Source organism: Mesorhizobium sp. LSJC269B00 (assembly GCF_000502815.1).
In the GTDB taxonomy this organism is placed as follows: Bacteria; Pseudomonadota; Alphaproteobacteria; order Rhizobiales; family Rhizobiaceae; genus Mesorhizobium.
On record NZ_AYVN01000002.1, the window covers coordinates 725,348 to 741,185 of the forward strand.

Genomic DNA, 15,838 nt, shown 5'->3' on the forward strand with positions numbered 1-15,838 from the left:
AGGCCCCGTTGGTCAACTCAAAGCAGCAAGATCAGAGCTTGTGCCAGGTCTGGCTCTTGCAGATCAGCCCGCCGAGCACGCAGCCGCTCATTTTGAGCGAGGTGCCCGACAGTGTTGCCTTGCCCGAATAGGTCTTGTCGTTTGCCGGATCGGTGATGTTGCCGGCATATTTGTTGGCCCCGGCCGCCTTGAGCGAACCGATGGTCTTCCCGGCATATTTGCCGGTCTTCAGGGTGATGGAGAATGAACCGCTGCCGCCGATAACTGCTGTGTCGCCGGCTTGTGTCTTCCAATTGCCTTCGATCGGATCGGCCCAAGCCGCACCAGCCATCATCACGGCGGCCGCCAGGGCCAAGCTCACTTTGCGAAACATATCTGTCCTCCCTGGTTTAGATGGGGCAGCCGCCTCTCTGCCCCTTACGCAAACGTAAGCTAATCCAGCTCCCGGCAAAACAAAAGCGTACCGCGACGGAAGGTTTCGCAATTTTCATGCAGGGTCGGGAGAGTGCAGCCCGTGGAAATGAAACGATCGAGGCGTTGGCTTTGGTTCGCGTGGTTAGCAGAGTGTTGATCGGCGCCTTGCAAATTTTCGTCAAATCGGTCGAGAAACGGCGGGATTGCTGACTTTGTATCCTTAACGAATTTCCGCGTTTACCTCTTGTTTTAGCTTTGTTTTCTCCAAATTAAGCACGCCATTTAACGACGGATTCAAGGCTCGGCCTCATTCTCGGAAGCATCGAAAGAGCGGCTCCCCAGGGAACACCGGGGGACAGAAGAGGCCCGCTCTCGGGAGCCAGACAGGGGACTAAAATGGCACGTTTTGAAATGCTTGAAGCCGGCTTCGGCGCCATGGGGGCAACTGCCCAGGCCGACATTCTTTTCGAACTGGGCATGATGTATGCGACCGGCCGCGATTGCGAGACCGATGTCGTTGCCGCCCACAAATGGTTCAACATCGCCGCCATCAAGGGCTCGGTCCGCGCCGCGGAACTGCGCTCGGAACTGTCGGCCGCAATGTCCAAGGTCGAGATCGCCAAGGCGCTGCGCGAAGCCCGCGAATGGATGACGATGCACTGAGATCGCGAGCAGATTATCGCAGGCAGATTATCGAAAACAGGGAAGCCCCGGGATCAAGACCGCAAAGACGGTCGGAACCGGTGAAACGACAAGGCCGCGACAAGACGGCCGACCATGAAAGAACAAGAACGCGGCAGGCCGGCACGGTCCAGTCGTGCACAATGGGGACGGCGGGCAGGTTTTCGTGGCGCGGGGGCGCATGGGGACTGCTACGAGCAAAAAGCCACGACCGGCCGGAACAGGCTGGCGTGGCTTTTTGCGTTGATGAGGCCCAATCGAGCGGCGCCGATGCGCCTAGACAGGCCCAATGAAGGATGAAATTGTCCCGCCTTCGGAAAGAAGCGCGGCCAGAGCGGCTGCGCGAGTGTGGGAGGAGTTCTATCACCATGAAAAAAACGGGTATTTTGAGCGCGGCCGTATTTGGCCTGATGATGAGCGCGCCGGTTGCCTTTGCCGATGACATCACCATTTCGGTGGTCGGCCCGATGACCGGACAGCTCGCCACGATCGGCGACCAGTTCAAGCAGGGCGCAACGGCAGCCGCCGACGCGATCAACGCCGCCGGCGGTGTCAACGGCTCGATGATCAAGCTCGACATCGAGGACGACCAGTGCGATCCCAAGCAGGCGGTTTCGGTGGCCAACCGGATCGTTGCCAACAGCGTCAAGTTTATCGACGGCCATGCCTGTTCAGGTTCGAGCATCCCGGCTTCCGCCGTCTACGCCGAGGCCGGCGCGCTGATGATGAGCCCGGCCTCTTCAAATCCCGAGCTGACCGATGCCGCCGCCAAGGCCGGCTGGCCGACGATCATGCGTCTCTATACGCGTGACGACGCGCAGGGCGCCTTCATTGGCCCGTGGATCGCCAAGAAATATGCCGGCAAGAATGTCGTTATCCTGCATGACAAGAGCGCCTACGGTCAGGGCGTTGCCGATGCCGTGAAGGCGACGATGAATGCCGGTGGCCTCAAGGAGATCGACTATGAAGGCATCAATGCCGGCGAGAAGGATTATTCGGCTCTCGTCACCAAGCTGAAGGACCTCAAGGCCGACGTTGTCTATTTCGGCGGCTATCACCCGGAAGCCGGGCTTATCCTGCGTCAGTCGGCCGAGCAGAGCGTCAAGTTCCAGCTGATCATGCCGGACTCGATCGCCTCGCCGGAATTCTGGCAGGTCGCCGGCCCCGCCGGTGAAGGCACCCTGTTCGTCTTCCCGTCGGACCCGCAGGCCAAGCCGGAAGCCAAGGAGGCCATCGCCAAGATCAAGGCGGGCGGCTTCGTGCCGGAAGGCTTTACGCTGTTCTCCTACGCCGTCGTTCAGGCGTTTGCAGAGGGCGTCAAGCGCGCCGGAACGGACGATCCGGTCAAGGTAGCCGAAGCGCTGAAGAACGGCACGCCTTTCAGCACCGTGGTCGGCGACGTGACCTTTGATGAGAAGGGCGATCTGAAGAACGCCAGCTACGACATCAACCAGTGGCATGACGGCAAATACGCGCCAATCGCGCAGTAATCGTCCGCGTACTCAAGGAAATGGCCGGGCTTGTCCTGGCCATTTTTCGTTCAAGCCTCCAGCCGGCTATGCAGCCTCTTCAACGAAGCGCACCAGCACCGTTCCGTCGGTGACCTGCGCGCCCTCGGTGGCGATTTCCGCGATCACGCCGTCATGGCTGGCCGCGATCGTGTGCTCCATCTTCATCGCTTCCAGGATCAGTAGCGGCTGGCCCTTGATCACCCTTTCGCCCTTTGCCGCGCGCACCAGCTTGACCACGCCTGGCATCGGCGCGCGCAGGCTGCCGGAAGCGGCGGCCGCCTCGTCGGTGCGCGCCAGCGGATCCGGGACGAAGAAACTGTAGCCGACCGCGCCTTCGAAGACGGTGACGTGGCCTGGCCAGCGGGCAAGGCGAGGGGCGGCGCGAAGATCATGCGAATTGACGCTGTCATAGGGCGCGTCCAGCGCCACCTCGAAGCGCCCGTCCGGCCGCACTGAAACACGCGCCAGTATATCGTCCTCGCCATGGCGCAGGCGCGTGCGGCGCGCAATGCTGTGGAAATGCGCATAGCCGGCAAGCGACGACCACGGATCGTTCGACGGCGGCAAGGCACCGGCGCCCGCCGCGGCAAGGGCCGCCGCGGCAACGATCTCGCTGCGCGGCGGGGCGACCGCGGTCAGCGCTTCCTGATGCCTGCCGATCAGGCCGGTATCGACGTCGCCGGCCGAAAAATCGGTGTTCGCGGCAAGTGCCGCGAGAAAGGCGGTGTTGACGGTCGAGCCGGCAATCTCGGTCTGCGACAACGCAGTCCCGAGCGAATCGAGTGCCGCCTGCCTGTCCTTGGCGTGGACGACCAGCTTGGCGATCATCGGATCGTAGAAGGGCGAGATCGCATCGCCGGCCCGCACGCCGGTCTCGATGCGCATGCTGGCGCCTGCGGGCGCGTTGTCGGGAAACGCCAGGTGATGCAGCGTGCCGGTCGCCGGCAGAAACCCTTTCGCCGCGTCCTCGGCATAGATGCGCGCCTCGAAGGCGTGGCCGGAAAGCGTGATTTCGCGCTGCGTCTTCGGCAGCTTTTCGCCGGCGGCTACCCGCAACTGCCACTCGACGAGGTCGGTGCCGGTGACCGTTTCGGTGACGGGATGCTCGACCTGCAGGCGGGTGTTCATTTCCATGAACCAGAAGCGGTCGGCCTTCAGCCCTTGCGAGGCATCGACGATGAATTCGATGGTGCCGGCGCCGGAATAGCTGATCGCCTTGGCGGCCTTGACCGCCGCTTCCGTCATCGCCTCGCGCAGCGCCGGCGTCATGCCGGGCGCCGGCGCTTCCTCGATCACCTTCTGGTGGCGGCGCTGCGCCGAGCAGTCGCGCTCGTAGAGATGCACGGCATTGCCAAAATTGTCGCCGAATACCTGGACCTCGATGTGGCGCGGCTTGTCGACATATTTTTCGACCAGCACGCGGTCGTCGCCGAACGCGGCCTTGGCCTCGCGCCGTGCGCCCGACAGCGCCTCGGAGAAATCGTCGGGATGTTCGACCCGGCGCATGCCCTTGCCGCCACCGCCGGCGCGCGCCTTGATCAGAACGGGATAGCCGATCTCACGCGCCTTGGACGCCAGCAGCACGATCTCCTGCGCCTCGCCATGATAGCCCGGCACCACCGGCACGCCGGCCTTTTCCATCAGCCGCTTGGCCGCGTCCTTCAGCCCCATGGCGCGGATCGAGGCGGCCGACGGGCCGATGAAGGTGAGCCCTGCCGCCACCACCTGGTCGACGAAATCGGGGTTTTCCGAGAGGAAGCCATAGCCGGGGTGAATTGCTTCGGCGCCGGTCGCCAGCGCCGCCGCAACAATCCTGTCGCCGCGCAGATAGCTTTCACCGACGGGCGAAGCGCCGATATGCACCGCCTCGTCGGCCATTTCGACATGCAGAGCCTTGGCGTCCGCGTCGGAATAGACGGCAACGGTGCGCACCCCCATCTTCCTGGCCGTGCGTATCACCCGGCAGGCGATCTCGCCGCGATTGGCGATCAGGATCTTGGCGAACATGGAGCCTCCCGGGTTTGTCTCGGGCGGCGCCGGTCTGGCAGGAATGAGCCTATTTCGAAGCCGCGATTTTGCAGCCGCCGCTCGCGGTCTGAACCTTCCACTTTTTCAGGCCAACCTGACAGCTTCGCAACGCCAACTCTTCCGCGGCCTTCTGAGATGGCGCGTTCAGCCGCGCACCGCAGATGATGTAAAGATCGTCGACGCGCGAGTAGAATGTGGTCGCGTAGGCCGAGTGGCCACTCGCCGCGACATAGGCGTTGTACGACTTCGTGCAGGGCTCCTTTGGATTCAGTGACAACGGAGGCCAGAATCGGGTGTTTCCCTTGCTGCCCGCCAGCGATCCAGCCGCCCCGATACCGGGTGCCGTAAATACGAGCAGGCCGGCAAGCATCGATACAGTAATTCGTTTGATGCGTGTCGATTTCATCTTGCGCCGCCCATTTGAAAAATGCCCAAGCCGATGCTTGTCGGCCTACTTCGATGCCGCAACTTCGCAGCCAGCCCCTGTAATGACCTTGTAATGGCTGCGGGCGGACTCGCAGGATTTCATCGCCCGTTCTTCGGCAGCCTTCTGTGACGGTGCATTCAAGCCCGAGCCGCAGATGATGTACAACGAACGGATCCGGGCATAGGGCGTGGTCGCATAGGCCGAATGGCCGCCGGCGGCCACATAGGCGTTGTAAGCCATGGTGCACTGGTCTTTCGGGCTTTTCGGCAAATACGGATAGAAATGGATGTCGCCTTTGCTTCCCGCCAGCGATGCCGCGGCGCCAACGCCGGGTACCGCAAATATAAGCAAGACTGCAAGTACCCACGCAGTCGTTTTTCCCGAATATTTCGGCCTCATCTTTACCCCATCCCCGTTGCCCAATGCGGGATGAACAATAGCGTCTATTCTCCAGTGCCGCCAGCCTGCTCACCGAAAATTGCTTTTGCGTAGGTGGATGAACCATCTTATCCATGCAGACTAGCATCCTTCAATGGCAGCAACGGCTTGTCGGTATAGTTGAGCTGTTGGCTCGTCGAAGCAGCAGAAAATAACTGTTTCGGGCGTTGAGTTCTGTCCGACGAAGGTACCTGCGATGCCAACGGCAATCTGCGTCGCCTCATTTTTCGGATAACGGTAGATGCCGGTGGAGATCGCCGGAAATGCCACGGTCCGGCAATCCCTGGCGGCGGCGATTTCGAGCGACCTGATATAGCAGGAGGCGAGCAGCCCGGCTTCGCCTTTTCCGCCGCCTTGCCAGACAGGTCCGACCGTGTGGATGATGTAACGTGCCGGCAGGTGATAGCCCTTGGTAAGCTTTGCTTCGCCGACCTTGCAGCCGTTCAGCATCCGGCATTCGAATTCGAGCTCCGGGCCTGCGGCGCGGTGAATGGCGCCGTCGACGCCGCCGCCGCCCAGCAGCGAGGAATTGGCGGCGTTGACGATGGCATCGACCGCAAGCCTGGTGATGTCGCCGGTGTGGACATGTATCCGTTGGCCGAGCTTGCTCATCACTACATCCTGAACACGCCGAACTTCGTTTCCTCGATGTCGGCGTTGAGCGCGGCCGACAGGCTGAGCGCCAGCACCTCGCGCGTTTTCGCCGGGTCGATGATGCCGTCGTCCCATAGCCGCGCCGAGGAGTAGAGCGGATGGCCCTCATGCTCGTATTTCATCAGGATCGGCTTTTTGAATTTCGCTTCCTCGTCCGCGCTCCATTCACCACCCTTGCGCTCGATTCCCTCGCGCTTGACCACCGCCAGCACGGTCGCCGCCTGTTCGCCGCCCATCACCGAAATGCGCGCATTCGGCCACATCCACAGGAACCGCGGCGAGTAGGCGCGTCCGCACATGCCGTAATTGCCGGCGCCGAACGACCCGCCGATGATCATCGTCACCTTCGGCACCTTGGCGGTGGCAACCGCCATCACCAGCTTGGCGCCGTCCTTGGCGATGCCGCCGGCCTCGTACTTTCGCCCGACCATGAAGCCGGTGATGTTCTGCAGGAAGATCAGCGGGATCTTGCGCTGGCAGCACAGCTCGATGAAATGCGCGCCCTTCACAGCACTTTCGGAAAACAGCACGCCATTGTTGGCGATGATGCCGACCGGCATGCCCTGAAGATGGGCAAAGCCGGTGACCAGCGTGGTGCCGTAATTCTGCTTGAACTCGTCGAACTCGGAGCCGTCGAAGACGCGCGCGATCACCTCGCGCACATCATAGGGCTGGCGCAAATCCGTCGGCACGATGCCATAGAGTTCACGCGGATCGTGAAGCGGCGGCGCGGGTTCCTGTAAGCTCAGGCTTACGGTCTTGCGCCGGTTGAGGTTCTTGACGATGCGCCGGCAAATCGCGAGCGCATGTTCGTCGTCCAGCGCATAGTGGTCGGCGACACCGGACAGCCTGGTGTGCACGTCGGCGCCGCCAAGCTCCTCGGCGCTGACGTCCTCGCCGGTAGCCGCTTTCACCAGCGGCGGGCCGCCGAGAAAAATGGTCGCCTGGTTGCGCACCATGATCGTCTCGTCCGACATTGCCGGCACATAGGCGCCGCCCGCAGTGCATGAGCCCATGACGCAGGCGATCTGCGGGATGCCGGCCGCCGACATGTTGGCCTGGTTGTAGAAGATGCGGCCGAAATGTTCGCGGTCAGGAAACACCTCGTCCTGGTTGGGCAGGTTGGCGCCGCCGCTGTCGACCAGATAGACGCAAGGCAGGTTGTTCTGCAGCGCGATCTCCTGCGCGCGCAAATGCTTCTTCACCGTCAGCGGATAATAGGTGCCGCCCTTCACCGTGGCGTCGTTGACCACGACCATCACTTCGGTGCCTTCGACACGGCCGACGCCGGCGATGAGGCCGGCCGAGGAAATCTCCTCGCCATACATAGACCATGCCGCGAACTGGCCGATCTCGAGAAAGGGCGAGCCGGTGTCGAGCAATTGCGCCAGCCGCTCGCGCGGTAACAGCTTGCCGCGCGAAACATGACGCTCGCGCGCCTCCTCCGAGCCACCGCGCTCGACGGTTGCCGCCTTGTCCGCAATGTCGGAAACCAGAGCCCGCATGCGCTCGGTGTTGGCGCGAAAGGCTTCGGAGGAAGGGGAGATCTGGGTTTGAAGTACGGCCATATCGATCTCTACACCTGCGCTAGGAGTTTGCCGTTGCGGCGTTCGAAAATTTTATCGGATAGCAGATTGAAGCCATCCTCGAACGTGACGTCGATCATCTGTCTGGCCGCGCTTTGGGCCTTCGGATTGCTCGCATCGAAGATGAACAATTGATCCCGGCGCGGCAGCGCAAATAAAACATCGCCGGGAAACTGTGCTTTGATCGACAGCCAGAACTCGTCGAGCAGCACAAGGCTCGTGGAAAGCATCGTATTGCCGTCGACGTAATAGAGATAAAATGTGCCAATCTGGCCGTCGGAGACAATTTTCGGCAGCCATTTCTTCACATTGCCTAGTGCGACATCGCGCAAATCCGAAAGCGCCCGGCCGGGGAAGTCCTTCGGAGCAACAGGTGAGACTGAATCGGGAAGGTCGGCCATGTATACGACCGCAATTTCACCAACCAGCGGTTCGCACAATAAATCCAAACCCATCGATCTGAGGTGCTCGACATACTGCTGGGTCCGTATCACCGCGATCAGACTTTCTTCACTCGCCCTAGGTCGTATTTCGGCGAGGCCTCGAACTAGCCTGCGTATGGCCGCATCGGCGTCTTCGTCGGGGTATGAGTTCAAGTGCCCGAACACGTTTGTGACGTCTGCCGTCACTTCTGCGCCATCGAGTTTTGCACCGATTTTTGCAGGATCCGATGGGTCTGCGACAGCGCTATCGACACCCGGCTGCCGTTTGAATTCGGCAATTACGAGCTCTCTGAATTCCGCCATATTAGAAAAGCGACGCTTCTGAGCCTTCGCGCGCCCGAGAAAGCCAGCGATTGTGGAAAACAAAGCCATCGCAAATATCCCCCGCCTTGTGACTGGATGCCCCGATGACGTAACCATCTATCGCCCTACTTGTCTCTCGATACCCGCAAAACTACAGCCTGCCATCTTGGCAGGCACTAAACCCCTTCCGCCATGATCTCGCGCCCGATCAGCCAGCGGCGGATTTCGCTGGTCCCGGCGCCGATCTCGTAGAGCTTGGCGTCGCGCAACAGCCGGCCGGTCGGATACTCGTTGGTATAGCCGTTGCCGCCAAGCAGCTGGATGGCGTCGAGCGCCATCAGCGTCGCTTTTTCGGCGGCAAACAGCACGCAGCCAGCGGCATCCTTGCGTGTCGTCAGGCCGCGATCGCAGGCAGCCGCGACAGCATAAACGTAAGCGCGCGCGGCGTTCATCGTCGAATACATGTCGGCAAGTTTGCCCTGCACGAGCTGGAACTCGCCGATCGGCTGGCCGAACTGCTTGCGCTCATGCACATAGGGGATCGCCACGTCGAGACAGGCCGCCATGAGCCCGAGCGGTCCGCCGGCGAGCACGGTGCGCTCGTAGTCGAGGCCCGACATCAGGACCTCGACGCCGCGGCCCTCCTCATGCAGCACATTGTCATAGGGCACCTCGACATTGTCGAACACCAGTTCGCCGGTGTTGGAGCCGCGCATGCCGAGCTTGTCGAGCTTTGGCGATGCCGAGAAGCCGGCCATCGTCTTTTCGACGATGAAGGCGGTGATGCCGTGCGATTTCCGCTCCGGATCGGTTTTGGCGTAGACCACCAGCGTTTCGGCGTCGGGGCCGTTGGTGATCCACATTTTCGAGCCGTTGAGCACATAGCGGTCGTTGCGCTTTTCGGCGCGCAGTTTGAGCGAGACGACGTCGGAGCCGGCGCCCGATTCCGACATGGCCAGCGCACCTGCCCTTTCGCCCGAGCACAATGCCGGCAGGAATTTCTCCTTCTGCGCCGGCGTCGCCCAGCGGTTGATTTGGTTGACGCAGAGGTTCGAATGGGCGCCGTAGGAGAGACCAACCGAGGCCGAGGCGCGCGAAATCTCTTCCACCGCAATGACGTGGGCAAGATAGCCCATGCCGCTGCCGCCGAAATCGGGATCGGCGGTGATGCCGAGAAGGCCGAGCGCGCCGAGCTCTTTCCACAGATGCGTGGGGAATTGATTGCTGCGGTCGATCTCGGCAGCGATCGGCGCTATTTTCTCCTGGGCAAAGCGGCGCACCAGATCGCGCAGCGCCTCGATGTCCTCGTCATGCCCGAAGCTGAGTGTGTTCGTGTACATGCCGTTCCTCCCCGATTTCGATCTTCGCGCCAACCAGGCGCATTGTCATTGAAAGATATGTCGCCGTGACTTCAGCCATCGACAGCCGCTCGCCCGGCCGGAACCAGACGATGACGCCGGTCATCATCTGGATCAGGGCCATGGCAGTGAGCCCGGTGTCATCGACACTGAAGGCGCCGGCCTCCGCGCCGTCGCGCAGGATGGCGCGCAACTCCTTCTCATAGGCGGTGCGCATGCGCAGGATCTGCGTCAGCCGTTCATGCGACAGGCTGCGCAATTCCATGTTCGAGACATGGGTGGAGTGGCGGCGCTCGATGTGGAAAGCGATGTGGTTTTCGACATAGGCGGCAAGTCGCGTTGCCGGATCGGTGGCATCGGGGCGTGCGGCGTCCCACGCTTCGATCAGCCCTTCCATATGCTCGCGCATCAGCGTGAACAGGAGGTCTTCCTTGGTCGGAAAATAGCGGTAGAGCGCGGCGGCCTGAACGCCGACCTCGGCGGCAAGCTGCCGCATCGACATTGCCTCGTAGCCGAAGCGGGCGATCAGGCTGACCGCAGCCTCCCGGACGGCCGCTTCAGTTTTTTCGCCGTCGGATCCCGTTGTGCGTGCCATGAACGTCTCCCGATACCAATAATAAAACGAACGTTCAATTAATTCAAGCGGCAATAAAGTGGTTCCGTCTAGACGATGATCCGAAAGTCGATGGGCGCGTCGAGGAGTTCGAATTCCTTGGTCTCGACCTTCGAAACCGAAGCTCCCCTTGGCCCTTGCCGGAGCTGATCGATCATTGTGGAAACCGCAGCATCGGCACCGGCAATCCAGGCCGTCACGGTGCCGTCTCGTTCATTGCGTACCCAACCTACGAGGCCAAGCCCTGTCGCTTCGCCTCGCGCCCACATCCGGTAGCCGACGCTTTGCACCTTGCCATGCACACGCGCCTGCACTGCCCTTTGCCGGTCATCCATCGTTGCCTCCCATGCACAGAAACTGGCGCGGAATCGGACGAAAGCAACAGGCTTGAGTGTCGGATTGCTGCTGGATCGACGGAGTCGGGGTCGCGGCTGATTCTGTTTTGGCCTTGGCGGCCTCGGCAGGCTCTGTTGCGATGGCAATCGGCGGGGCTAGTTTCCCCGCGCCGCGGCGAGTGCGCCGGGCAGTTCCTCGGCAAAGATGTCGAGTTCATGATCGAGGCCGACGCTGACCCGGATGCAACGTTCGAGCCTTGGCGCCATCGGCTTGCGGATGAAAACGTCGCGCGACAAAAGGTTTTGCAGCACTTTCAGCGCGAAGGCGCCGTCCTGGCCGCAGTCGATGGTGACGAAATTGGTCGCCGATGGCAGCGGCTTCAGCCCGTTCGTCTCCGCAATCCCGGCTATACGTGTGCGGCCGGCAGCGACTCGCGCCACCACGCTGTGCAGCCAGTCCTGGTCGGCCAGCGCCTCGACGCCGGCGATCTGCGCCATGCGGCTGACGCCGTAATGGTTGCGGATCTTCTCGAAGTCACGGATCACCTCGGCTTCCGCCACCGCATAGCCGCAGCGTATGCCGGCCAGCCCGTATGCCTTGGAGAAGGTGCGCATGCGGATGACATTGGGTCGCGCGACATCGATCGGCGGCAGCGCCGAGGCCGGCCCCAATTCGCCATAGGCCTCGTCGAGCACCAGCATGGTGGTTTCCGGCAACGCTTCGACGAAGCGGGTGATATCTCCTGCTTCCCACCAGCTGCCCATCGGATTGTCCGGATTGGAGAGATAGACCAGCGGCGCCTTCTCCTTGATGACTGCCTTGAGCAGGCCGTCCAGGCTTTCCTTGTCGTTCTCGTAAGGCACCGTGACCAGCCGGCCGCCGACGCCGGCAACGTGGAAGTTGAAGGTCGGATAGGCGCCGAGCGAGGTGACCACCGCGTCGCCAAGCGCGACATACATGCGCGCCACCAGGCTAAGCAGCCCGTCTATGCCTTCGCCGACCACGACGTTTTCGGCGCCGATGCCGAGATGGGCGGCCGCAGCCTGCTTCAGCTCGTAATTGTCGGGATCGCAATACATCCACTGGTCACGCGCGACGCGCTCCATACGGGCGATAACGCGCGGCGAAGGCCCGAAGCTGCTTTCATTGGCGCCGATGCGGGCGCGAAAAGCACGTCCGCGCTCGCGCTCCTGCGCTTCCGGTCCGACAAACGGCACCGTCGAGGGAAGCGCGCCGACAAGCGGCGTGAGGGCAGGGCGCTGGCGCATGGCAAAGGCTCACGAGAAGATGGGCCTTCTTGCTAGCGTGCCCAATAGGACGGCGCAAGTTCTGGCGCGGCTGGAAATAGTGGCCATCACGCCCGTGATGAAATCGGCGCGGGTGGCCACGCTCTACGACCTGACCGCCGGTAGGCGGCAACCCTTTTGAAGGCCAGCACTGCAGCCAATGGCGACGGGCGCTTCAAAAAGAAAACCCGGCGGTTGCCCGCCGGGTTCGATTTTCAGCCAGGCTGAGCGTCTTAGAACGAGCGCTGGAAGCGGAGGAGACCGCCGATGCTGCTCTTCTTGTCGGCGTTGGTGAAGTTGGAGAAATTGGCGTCGTCGAACTTGCCTGCATTGAGGTAGTCGACTTCGGCCGTGACCGTGAAGCCGGGAACAACGTCGTAGGCGATGTTGGCGGCAACACCGAGATTCTTCCATTCGTCATACGAGACCTGGGCATTGAACGAGGTCTTCTCGTTGATGGTGTAGGTGCCGCCACCCCAGAATGCCCAGTTGCCGCCCCACTGCTTGTAGAAGCCGCGGCCGCCAGCGTCGATCGCATAGCTCGAGTCCGTCAAATTGTCGTCGGTGCCGTAGCCGCCCATGATGAACAGCGACAGGTTCTGCATCGGGGTGATGTCCAACCGAACCTTGCCGGCGACTTCTTCATAGTTGCTGTCATAAGCGACGACGCCGGTGATGGCGCCCCAGCCCTGCGTGTACTTCACGCCGCCGACGACATGCGGAACGTAGCTGTCGATGGTGTCGAAGCCCGAGCCTTCTTCGAGAGAGACGACGGCCGAGAAGCCGTTGCCCGCATCGAAGTAGTACTGGACGACGTTGGTGTCGAAGTCGCCGTAGGGAACGAGCGTATCCTGAAGGACGTTGCCGGCGTAGCCGATGAACGTGTCGAAGGCCGATTCGTCTTTACCGACGCGCAGACCACCGAGCTGGATCCAGGCGAAGTTCAGCGAAACGTTCTTGTTGCCGGCAGGGTTGGAGTTGAACTCGTCTGCTTCCGTTGCCGGATCGTCTGCCGACGGATAGCCGTTACGATTGCCGAAGTTGAAGCGGGTCTCGGTGTAGGTCTTCAAGGTGCCGAGTTCGGTTTCCTGGCCGGTCCAGGTCTTCAGCGTGAAGCGGGCGTTCTTGTAGAAGGTGTCCTGCTCGTCGCCATCCTTATGGTCGAAGGACCTCGCACCGTCGAACGAGCCGACGTCGCCGGCGCCGATGTCGTAGCGGACATAGCCGCCGATGCGCAGGCAGGTTTCGGTGCCGGGGATGTAGAAGTAGCCGGCGCCGTAGACGTCGCAGATCTTGACGTATTCAGCCGGTTCCGGCTCGGCGACGACGACGGCGTCGGCGGCGCGCGCACCGGAAACTGCGATCAAGGCCGCAGCGGAGCCGAGGAGAAGGCTCTTAATGTTCATTTTCTGACCTCCAGTCAGAATCGAACAAGATAGTGAAGCCGGCGACAAGCGTTTTCACTGTAATCAATTGTTATTGTTGAAGTTTATTGAAAAGATGGACCTTTGCGGCAGGTGATGCGGCCATCACCACAGGCGCTTGTTGGCGAAAGCATGCCCTGAACCGGATTTGAGATAGCGCTCGAATGAAGCTGCCTTGGCCTGGTTCGAAGAGGCCATAAAGGTGACGATCCGCCACGGCAGAAACTTGGATGTATGGCTGGATTTCCCCGCATTGTGCTCGACAAGCCGCCGTTTCAGGTCCGTCGTTATGCCGATATAGCGTTCGCCTTCCGCAGCCGTACTCTCCAGAAGATACACATACCACATGAGCTGCGGGGCTTCGGAGGGCATCCTCTCCGCCATCCTGCTTCGCGCTGAGGTGGGCTTGTCCTGCGAAGCTCGAAGAGCGAAGCAGGACTGCCAATCGAATTTGCAAGGGATTCTCTGGGCTTACGCTGTGCGGTACGTAGCACGCCACACGGTCCGGCCCTCCTACGCCAAGGCTTCGGAGGGCATCCTCTCCGCCATCCTGCTTCGCGCTGAGGGTTGGGCTTGTCCTGCGAAGCTCGAAGAGCGAAGCAGGATGGCGGAGAGGATGGGATTCGAACCCACGAGAAGCTTTTGACCTCTACTCCCTTAGCAGGGGAGCGCCTTCGACCACTCGGCCACCTCTCCGTTGCGCCGCTGGATAAAGAAAAGCGCGGGCACAATCAACAAGCCGGCGCCATTATCTATGAAAATTCCGGATTCGGCTGCGGCGTCGCCTTTTGCATGCGGCGAATCTGCGGCGGCTCCCTGGCCGGCGAGTCGGCAGCAGCGCCGCAATTCCGGCGGCGATCGCCGGATTCGGCCGCAATGCGGCGCGCTGGACAAGGCTTCCGGGCCCTTCGATAGTTAATGAGAGCTTTCTGACTGAGGCCAAATCGTGTCATTTGTGCAACAACGCCGGGGGATAGCACCCGCACAGCCCTTTTGCCGGTACGATCGTGGTTGAACGCCGCCGCCTCATGGGTAATGTCGATTTCGAAGGAGCGGCGCGGTGCGCATCTTTTTCGGTAGTGGGGATGGGGCAGGGAACGCTGTCCTTCAGCAAAGAATACCCAGACCCGTTTTTTAACTTTTGACTGGAGGTCAGAAAATGAACATTAAGAGCCTTCTCCTCGGCTCCGCTGCGGCCTTGATCGCAGTTTCCGGTGCGCGCGCCGCCGACGCCGTCGTCGTCGCCGAGCCGGAACCGGCTGAATACGTCAAGATTTGCGACGTTTACGGCTCGGGCTACTTCTACATTCCCGGCACCGAAACCTGCCTGCGCATCGGCGGCTATGTCCGCTACGACATCGGTGCCGGCGACGTCGGCGCATTCACGGGTGCGGAGTCGGTCGACCACGAAGATGGCGACGTGCAGGACACCTGGTACAAGAATGCCCGCGCCACCTTCAAGACCTGGACCAACCAGGAAACCGAACTCGGCACCTTGAAGACCTACACCGAGACCCGATTCAACTTCGGCAACAACAATCGGTACGCCACCAACATCGCTGATGATCCGGCCACCCCCCTCGTCGATGAAGCCTTTATCGATAGCAATCCGGCCGGCATGAAGAGCGTTTCGCTGAACTTCGCCTGGATCCAGCTCGGTGGCTTGCGCGTTGGTAAGGACGAATCGGCCTTCAATACGTTCATCGGCTATGCCGGCAACGTCATCCAGGATACGCTGGTCCCCTACGGCGGCTTCGACACCAACGTCATCCAGTACTATTTCGATGCGGGCAACGGCTTCTCCGCCGTCCTCTCGCTCGAAGAAGGCGCTGGCGTCGTCGGCACCATCGACAGCTATGTTCCGCATGTCGTCGGCGGTCTGAAGTATACGCAGGGCTGGGGCGCCATCACCGGCGTCATTGCTTACGACAGCAACTATGAAGAAGTAGCCGGCAAGGTGCGTTTGGACGTCACCCCGATGCAGAACCTGTCGCTGTTCATCATTGGCGGCTACGGCACCGACGACAATCTGTCGGATCCGACCTGGGCAATCCCGGCCGGCGGCCGCGGCTTCTACAAGCAGTGGGGCGGCAACTGGGCAGTCTGGGGTGGTGGCACCTACACCATCAACGAGAAGACCTCGTTCAACGTCCAGCTTTCGTATGACGAGGACAAGAACTTCGGCGCCGCGGCGAACATCGCCTATGACGTCGTCCCCGGCTTCACGGTCACGGCCGAAGTCGACTACATCAACGTTGGCGACTCCGATTGGACCGATGCCCGCGATGACGACGCCATTGGCGGCATGCTCCGCTTCCAGCGCTCGTTCTAAGGGC

Annotated in this window: 17 protein-coding genes and 1 tRNA gene; 4 read left to right on the top strand and 14 right to left on the bottom strand. The window is 61.4% G+C overall.

The window, feature by feature from the left end:
* Nucleotides 1-31: 31 nt before the first annotated feature.
* Complete coding sequence (locus X771_RS157100) at nucleotides 32-373, bottom strand: DUF2147 domain-containing protein (RefSeq protein ID WP_023687258.1); 342 nt, start codon at nucleotides 371-373, stop codon at nucleotides 32-34.
* Nucleotides 374-810: 437 nt separating this feature from the next.
* On the opposite strand from X771_RS157100, the gene X771_RS157090 reads away from it, so the two are divergent.
* Nucleotides 811-1,077, top strand: coding sequence for a sel1 repeat family protein (locus tag X771_RS157090; RefSeq protein ID WP_006199745.1), 267 nt, complete (start codon nucleotides 811-813; stop codon nucleotides 1,075-1,077).
* A gap of 386 nt (nucleotides 1,078-1,463) precedes the next feature.
* Complete coding sequence (locus tag X771_RS157085; RefSeq protein ID WP_023687260.1) at nucleotides 1,464-2,585, top strand: ABC transporter substrate-binding protein; 1,122 nt, start codon at nucleotides 1,464-1,466, stop codon at nucleotides 2,583-2,585.
* A gap of 66 nt (nucleotides 2,586-2,651) precedes the next feature.
* On the opposite strand, the gene X771_RS157080 is transcribed toward X771_RS157085, so the two are convergent.
* From X771_RS157080 to X771_RS157035, 10 genes are all read right to left on the bottom strand, one after another.
* Nucleotides 2,652-4,613 carry an acetyl/propionyl/methylcrotonyl-CoA carboxylase subunit alpha gene (locus X771_RS157080; protein WP_023687261.1) on the bottom strand — a complete coding sequence of 654 codons (1,962 nt, stop codon included), beginning with the start codon at nucleotides 4,611-4,613 and terminating at the stop codon, nucleotides 2,652-2,654.
* A 49-nt stretch (nucleotides 4,614-4,662) separates the two neighbouring features.
* Entirely contained in the window at nucleotides 4,663-5,040 is a 378-nt protein-coding gene (locus X771_RS157075) for a hypothetical protein (RefSeq protein WP_023687262.1), read from the bottom strand.
* Between the two features lie 45 nt (nucleotides 5,041-5,085).
* Nucleotides 5,086-5,460, bottom strand: coding sequence for a hypothetical protein (locus tag X771_RS157070; protein ID WP_023687263.1), 375 nt, complete (start codon nucleotides 5,458-5,460; stop codon nucleotides 5,086-5,088).
* A gap of 120 nt (nucleotides 5,461-5,580) precedes the next feature.
* Complete coding sequence (locus tag X771_RS157065) at nucleotides 5,581-6,111, bottom strand: O-acetyl-ADP-ribose deacetylase (protein WP_023687264.1); 531 nt, start codon at nucleotides 6,109-6,111, stop codon at nucleotides 5,581-5,583.
* Nucleotides 6,112-6,113: 2 nt separating this feature from the next.
* Nucleotides 6,114-7,721 carry a carboxyl transferase domain-containing protein gene (locus X771_RS157060; RefSeq protein WP_023687265.1) on the bottom strand — a complete coding sequence of 536 codons (1,608 nt, stop codon included), beginning with the start codon at nucleotides 7,719-7,721 and terminating at the stop codon, nucleotides 6,114-6,116.
* 8 nt (nucleotides 7,722-7,729) lie between these two features.
* Nucleotides 7,730-8,554: a DUF1444 family protein gene (locus tag X771_RS1000000166470; protein ID WP_198025814.1), complete on the bottom strand. Its 825-nt coding sequence runs from the start codon at nucleotides 8,552-8,554 to the stop codon at nucleotides 7,730-7,732.
* Nucleotides 8,555-8,661: 107 nt separating this feature from the next.
* On the bottom strand, nucleotides 8,662-9,825 hold the full coding sequence (locus X771_RS157050) for an isovaleryl-CoA dehydrogenase (protein WP_023687268.1): 1,164 nt from the start codon (nucleotides 9,823-9,825) through the stop codon (nucleotides 8,662-8,664).
* On the bottom strand, nucleotides 9,794-10,438 hold the full coding sequence (locus X771_RS157045; protein ID WP_023687269.1) for a TetR/AcrR family transcriptional regulator: 645 nt from the start codon (nucleotides 10,436-10,438) through the stop codon (nucleotides 9,794-9,796). Before X771_RS157045 ends, X771_RS157050 begins: the two co-directional genes overlap by 32 nt.
* A 68-nt stretch (nucleotides 10,439-10,506) precedes the next feature.
* A complete protein-coding gene (locus X771_RS157040) occupies nucleotides 10,507-10,791 on the bottom strand; it encodes an acylphosphatase (RefSeq protein ID WP_023687270.1) in 285 nt (94 codons plus the stop codon).
* A 156-nt stretch (nucleotides 10,792-10,947) separates the two neighbouring features.
* The gene (locus X771_RS157035) at nucleotides 10,948-12,060 is read right to left on the bottom strand and encodes a pyridoxal phosphate-dependent aminotransferase (protein ID WP_023687271.1); all 1,113 of its coding nucleotides are present in this window, start codon (nucleotides 12,058-12,060) and stop codon (nucleotides 10,948-10,950) included.
* Between X771_RS157035 and X771_RS1000000167975 the strand changes: the two genes are divergently transcribed.
* Entirely contained in the window at nucleotides 12,059-12,220 is a 162-nt protein-coding gene (locus X771_RS1000000167975; protein ID WP_023687272.1) for a hypothetical protein, read from the top strand. The genes X771_RS157035 and X771_RS1000000167975 overlap by 2 nt on opposite strands.
* Nucleotides 12,221-12,311: 91 nt before the next feature.
* On the opposite strand, the gene X771_RS157030 is transcribed toward X771_RS1000000167975, so the two are convergent.
* The 3 genes from X771_RS157030 to X771_RS157020 all read right to left on the bottom strand — a co-directional run bounded on the left by X771_RS157030 (nucleotide 12,312) and on the right by X771_RS157020 (nucleotide 14,198).
* On the bottom strand, nucleotides 12,312-13,484 hold the full coding sequence (locus tag X771_RS157030; RefSeq protein ID WP_023687273.1) for a porin: 1,173 nt from the start codon (nucleotides 13,482-13,484) through the stop codon (nucleotides 12,312-12,314).
* Between the two features lie 123 nt (nucleotides 13,485-13,607).
* Nucleotides 13,608-13,850, bottom strand: a complete 243-nt coding sequence (locus X771_RS157025; protein WP_023687274.1) for a GIY-YIG nuclease family protein — start codon at nucleotides 13,848-13,850, stop codon at nucleotides 13,608-13,610.
* 257 nt (nucleotides 13,851-14,107) lie between these two features.
* Nucleotides 14,108-14,198 (bottom strand) — tRNA-Ser (locus tag X771_RS157020).
* Nucleotides 14,199-14,661: 463 nt separating this feature from the next.
* Between X771_RS157020 and X771_RS157015 the strand changes: the two genes are divergently transcribed.
* Nucleotides 14,662-15,834 carry a porin gene (locus X771_RS157015; RefSeq protein ID WP_023687275.1) on the top strand — a complete coding sequence of 391 codons (1,173 nt, stop codon included), beginning with the start codon at nucleotides 14,662-14,664 and terminating at the stop codon, nucleotides 15,832-15,834.
* The last annotated feature ends 4 nt before the right edge of the window (nucleotides 15,835-15,838 follow it).

What these genes read in the sequence shown, in the direction of transcription:
- X771_RS157100 (WP_023687258.1), bottom strand. Translation starts at nt 373, where the DNA reads ATGTTTCGCAAAGTGAGCTTGGCCCTGGCGGCCGCCGTGATGATGGCT.
- X771_RS157090 (WP_006199745.1), top strand. Translation starts at nt 811, where the DNA reads ATGGCACGTTTTGAAATGCTTGAAGCCGGCTTCGGCGCCATGGGGGCA.
- X771_RS157085 (WP_023687260.1), top strand. Translation starts at nt 1,464, where the DNA reads ATGAAAAAAACGGGTATTTTGAGCGCGGCCGTATTTGGCCTGATGATG.
- X771_RS157080 (WP_023687261.1), bottom strand. Translation starts at nt 4,613, where the DNA reads ATGTTCGCCAAGATCCTGATCGCCAATCGCGGCGAGATCGCCTGCCGG.
- X771_RS157075 (WP_023687262.1), bottom strand. Translation starts at nt 5,040, where the DNA reads ATGAAATCGACACGCATCAAACGAATTACTGTATCGATGCTTGCCGGC.
- X771_RS157070 (WP_023687263.1), bottom strand. Translation starts at nt 5,460, where the DNA reads ATGAGGCCGAAATATTCGGGAAAAACGACTGCGTGGGTACTTGCAGTC.
- X771_RS157065 (WP_023687264.1), bottom strand. Translation starts at nt 6,111, where the DNA reads ATGAGCAAGCTCGGCCAACGGATACATGTCCACACCGGCGACATCACC.
- X771_RS157060 (WP_023687265.1), bottom strand. Translation starts at nt 7,721, where the DNA reads ATGGCCGTACTTCAAACCCAGATCTCCCCTTCCTCCGAAGCCTTTCGC.
- X771_RS1000000166470 (WP_198025814.1), bottom strand. Translation starts at nt 8,554, where the DNA reads ATGGCTTTGTTTTCCACAATCGCTGGCTTTCTCGGGCGCGCGAAGGCT.
- X771_RS157050 (WP_023687268.1), bottom strand. Translation starts at nt 9,825, where the DNA reads ATGTACACGAACACACTCAGCTTCGGGCATGACGAGGACATCGAGGCG.
- X771_RS157045 (WP_023687269.1), bottom strand. Translation starts at nt 10,438, where the DNA reads ATGGCACGCACAACGGGATCCGACGGCGAAAAAACTGAAGCGGCCGTC.
- X771_RS157040 (WP_023687270.1), bottom strand. Translation starts at nt 10,791, where the DNA reads ATGGATGACCGGCAAAGGGCAGTGCAGGCGCGTGTGCATGGCAAGGTG.
- X771_RS1000000167975 (WP_023687272.1), top strand. Translation starts at nt 12,059, where the DNA reads ATGGCAAAGGCTCACGAGAAGATGGGCCTTCTTGCTAGCGTGCCCAAT.
- X771_RS157035 (WP_023687271.1), bottom strand. Translation starts at nt 12,060, where the DNA reads ATGCGCCAGCGCCCTGCCCTCACGCCGCTTGTCGGCGCGCTTCCCTCG.
- X771_RS157030 (WP_023687273.1), bottom strand. Translation starts at nt 13,484, where the DNA reads ATGAACATTAAGAGCCTTCTCCTCGGCTCCGCTGCGGCCTTGATCGCA.
- X771_RS157025 (WP_023687274.1), bottom strand. Translation starts at nt 13,850, where the DNA reads ATGTGGTATGTGTATCTTCTGGAGAGTACGGCTGCGGAAGGCGAACGC.
- X771_RS157015 (WP_023687275.1), top strand. Translation starts at nt 14,662, where the DNA reads ATGAACATTAAGAGCCTTCTCCTCGGCTCCGCTGCGGCCTTGATCGCA.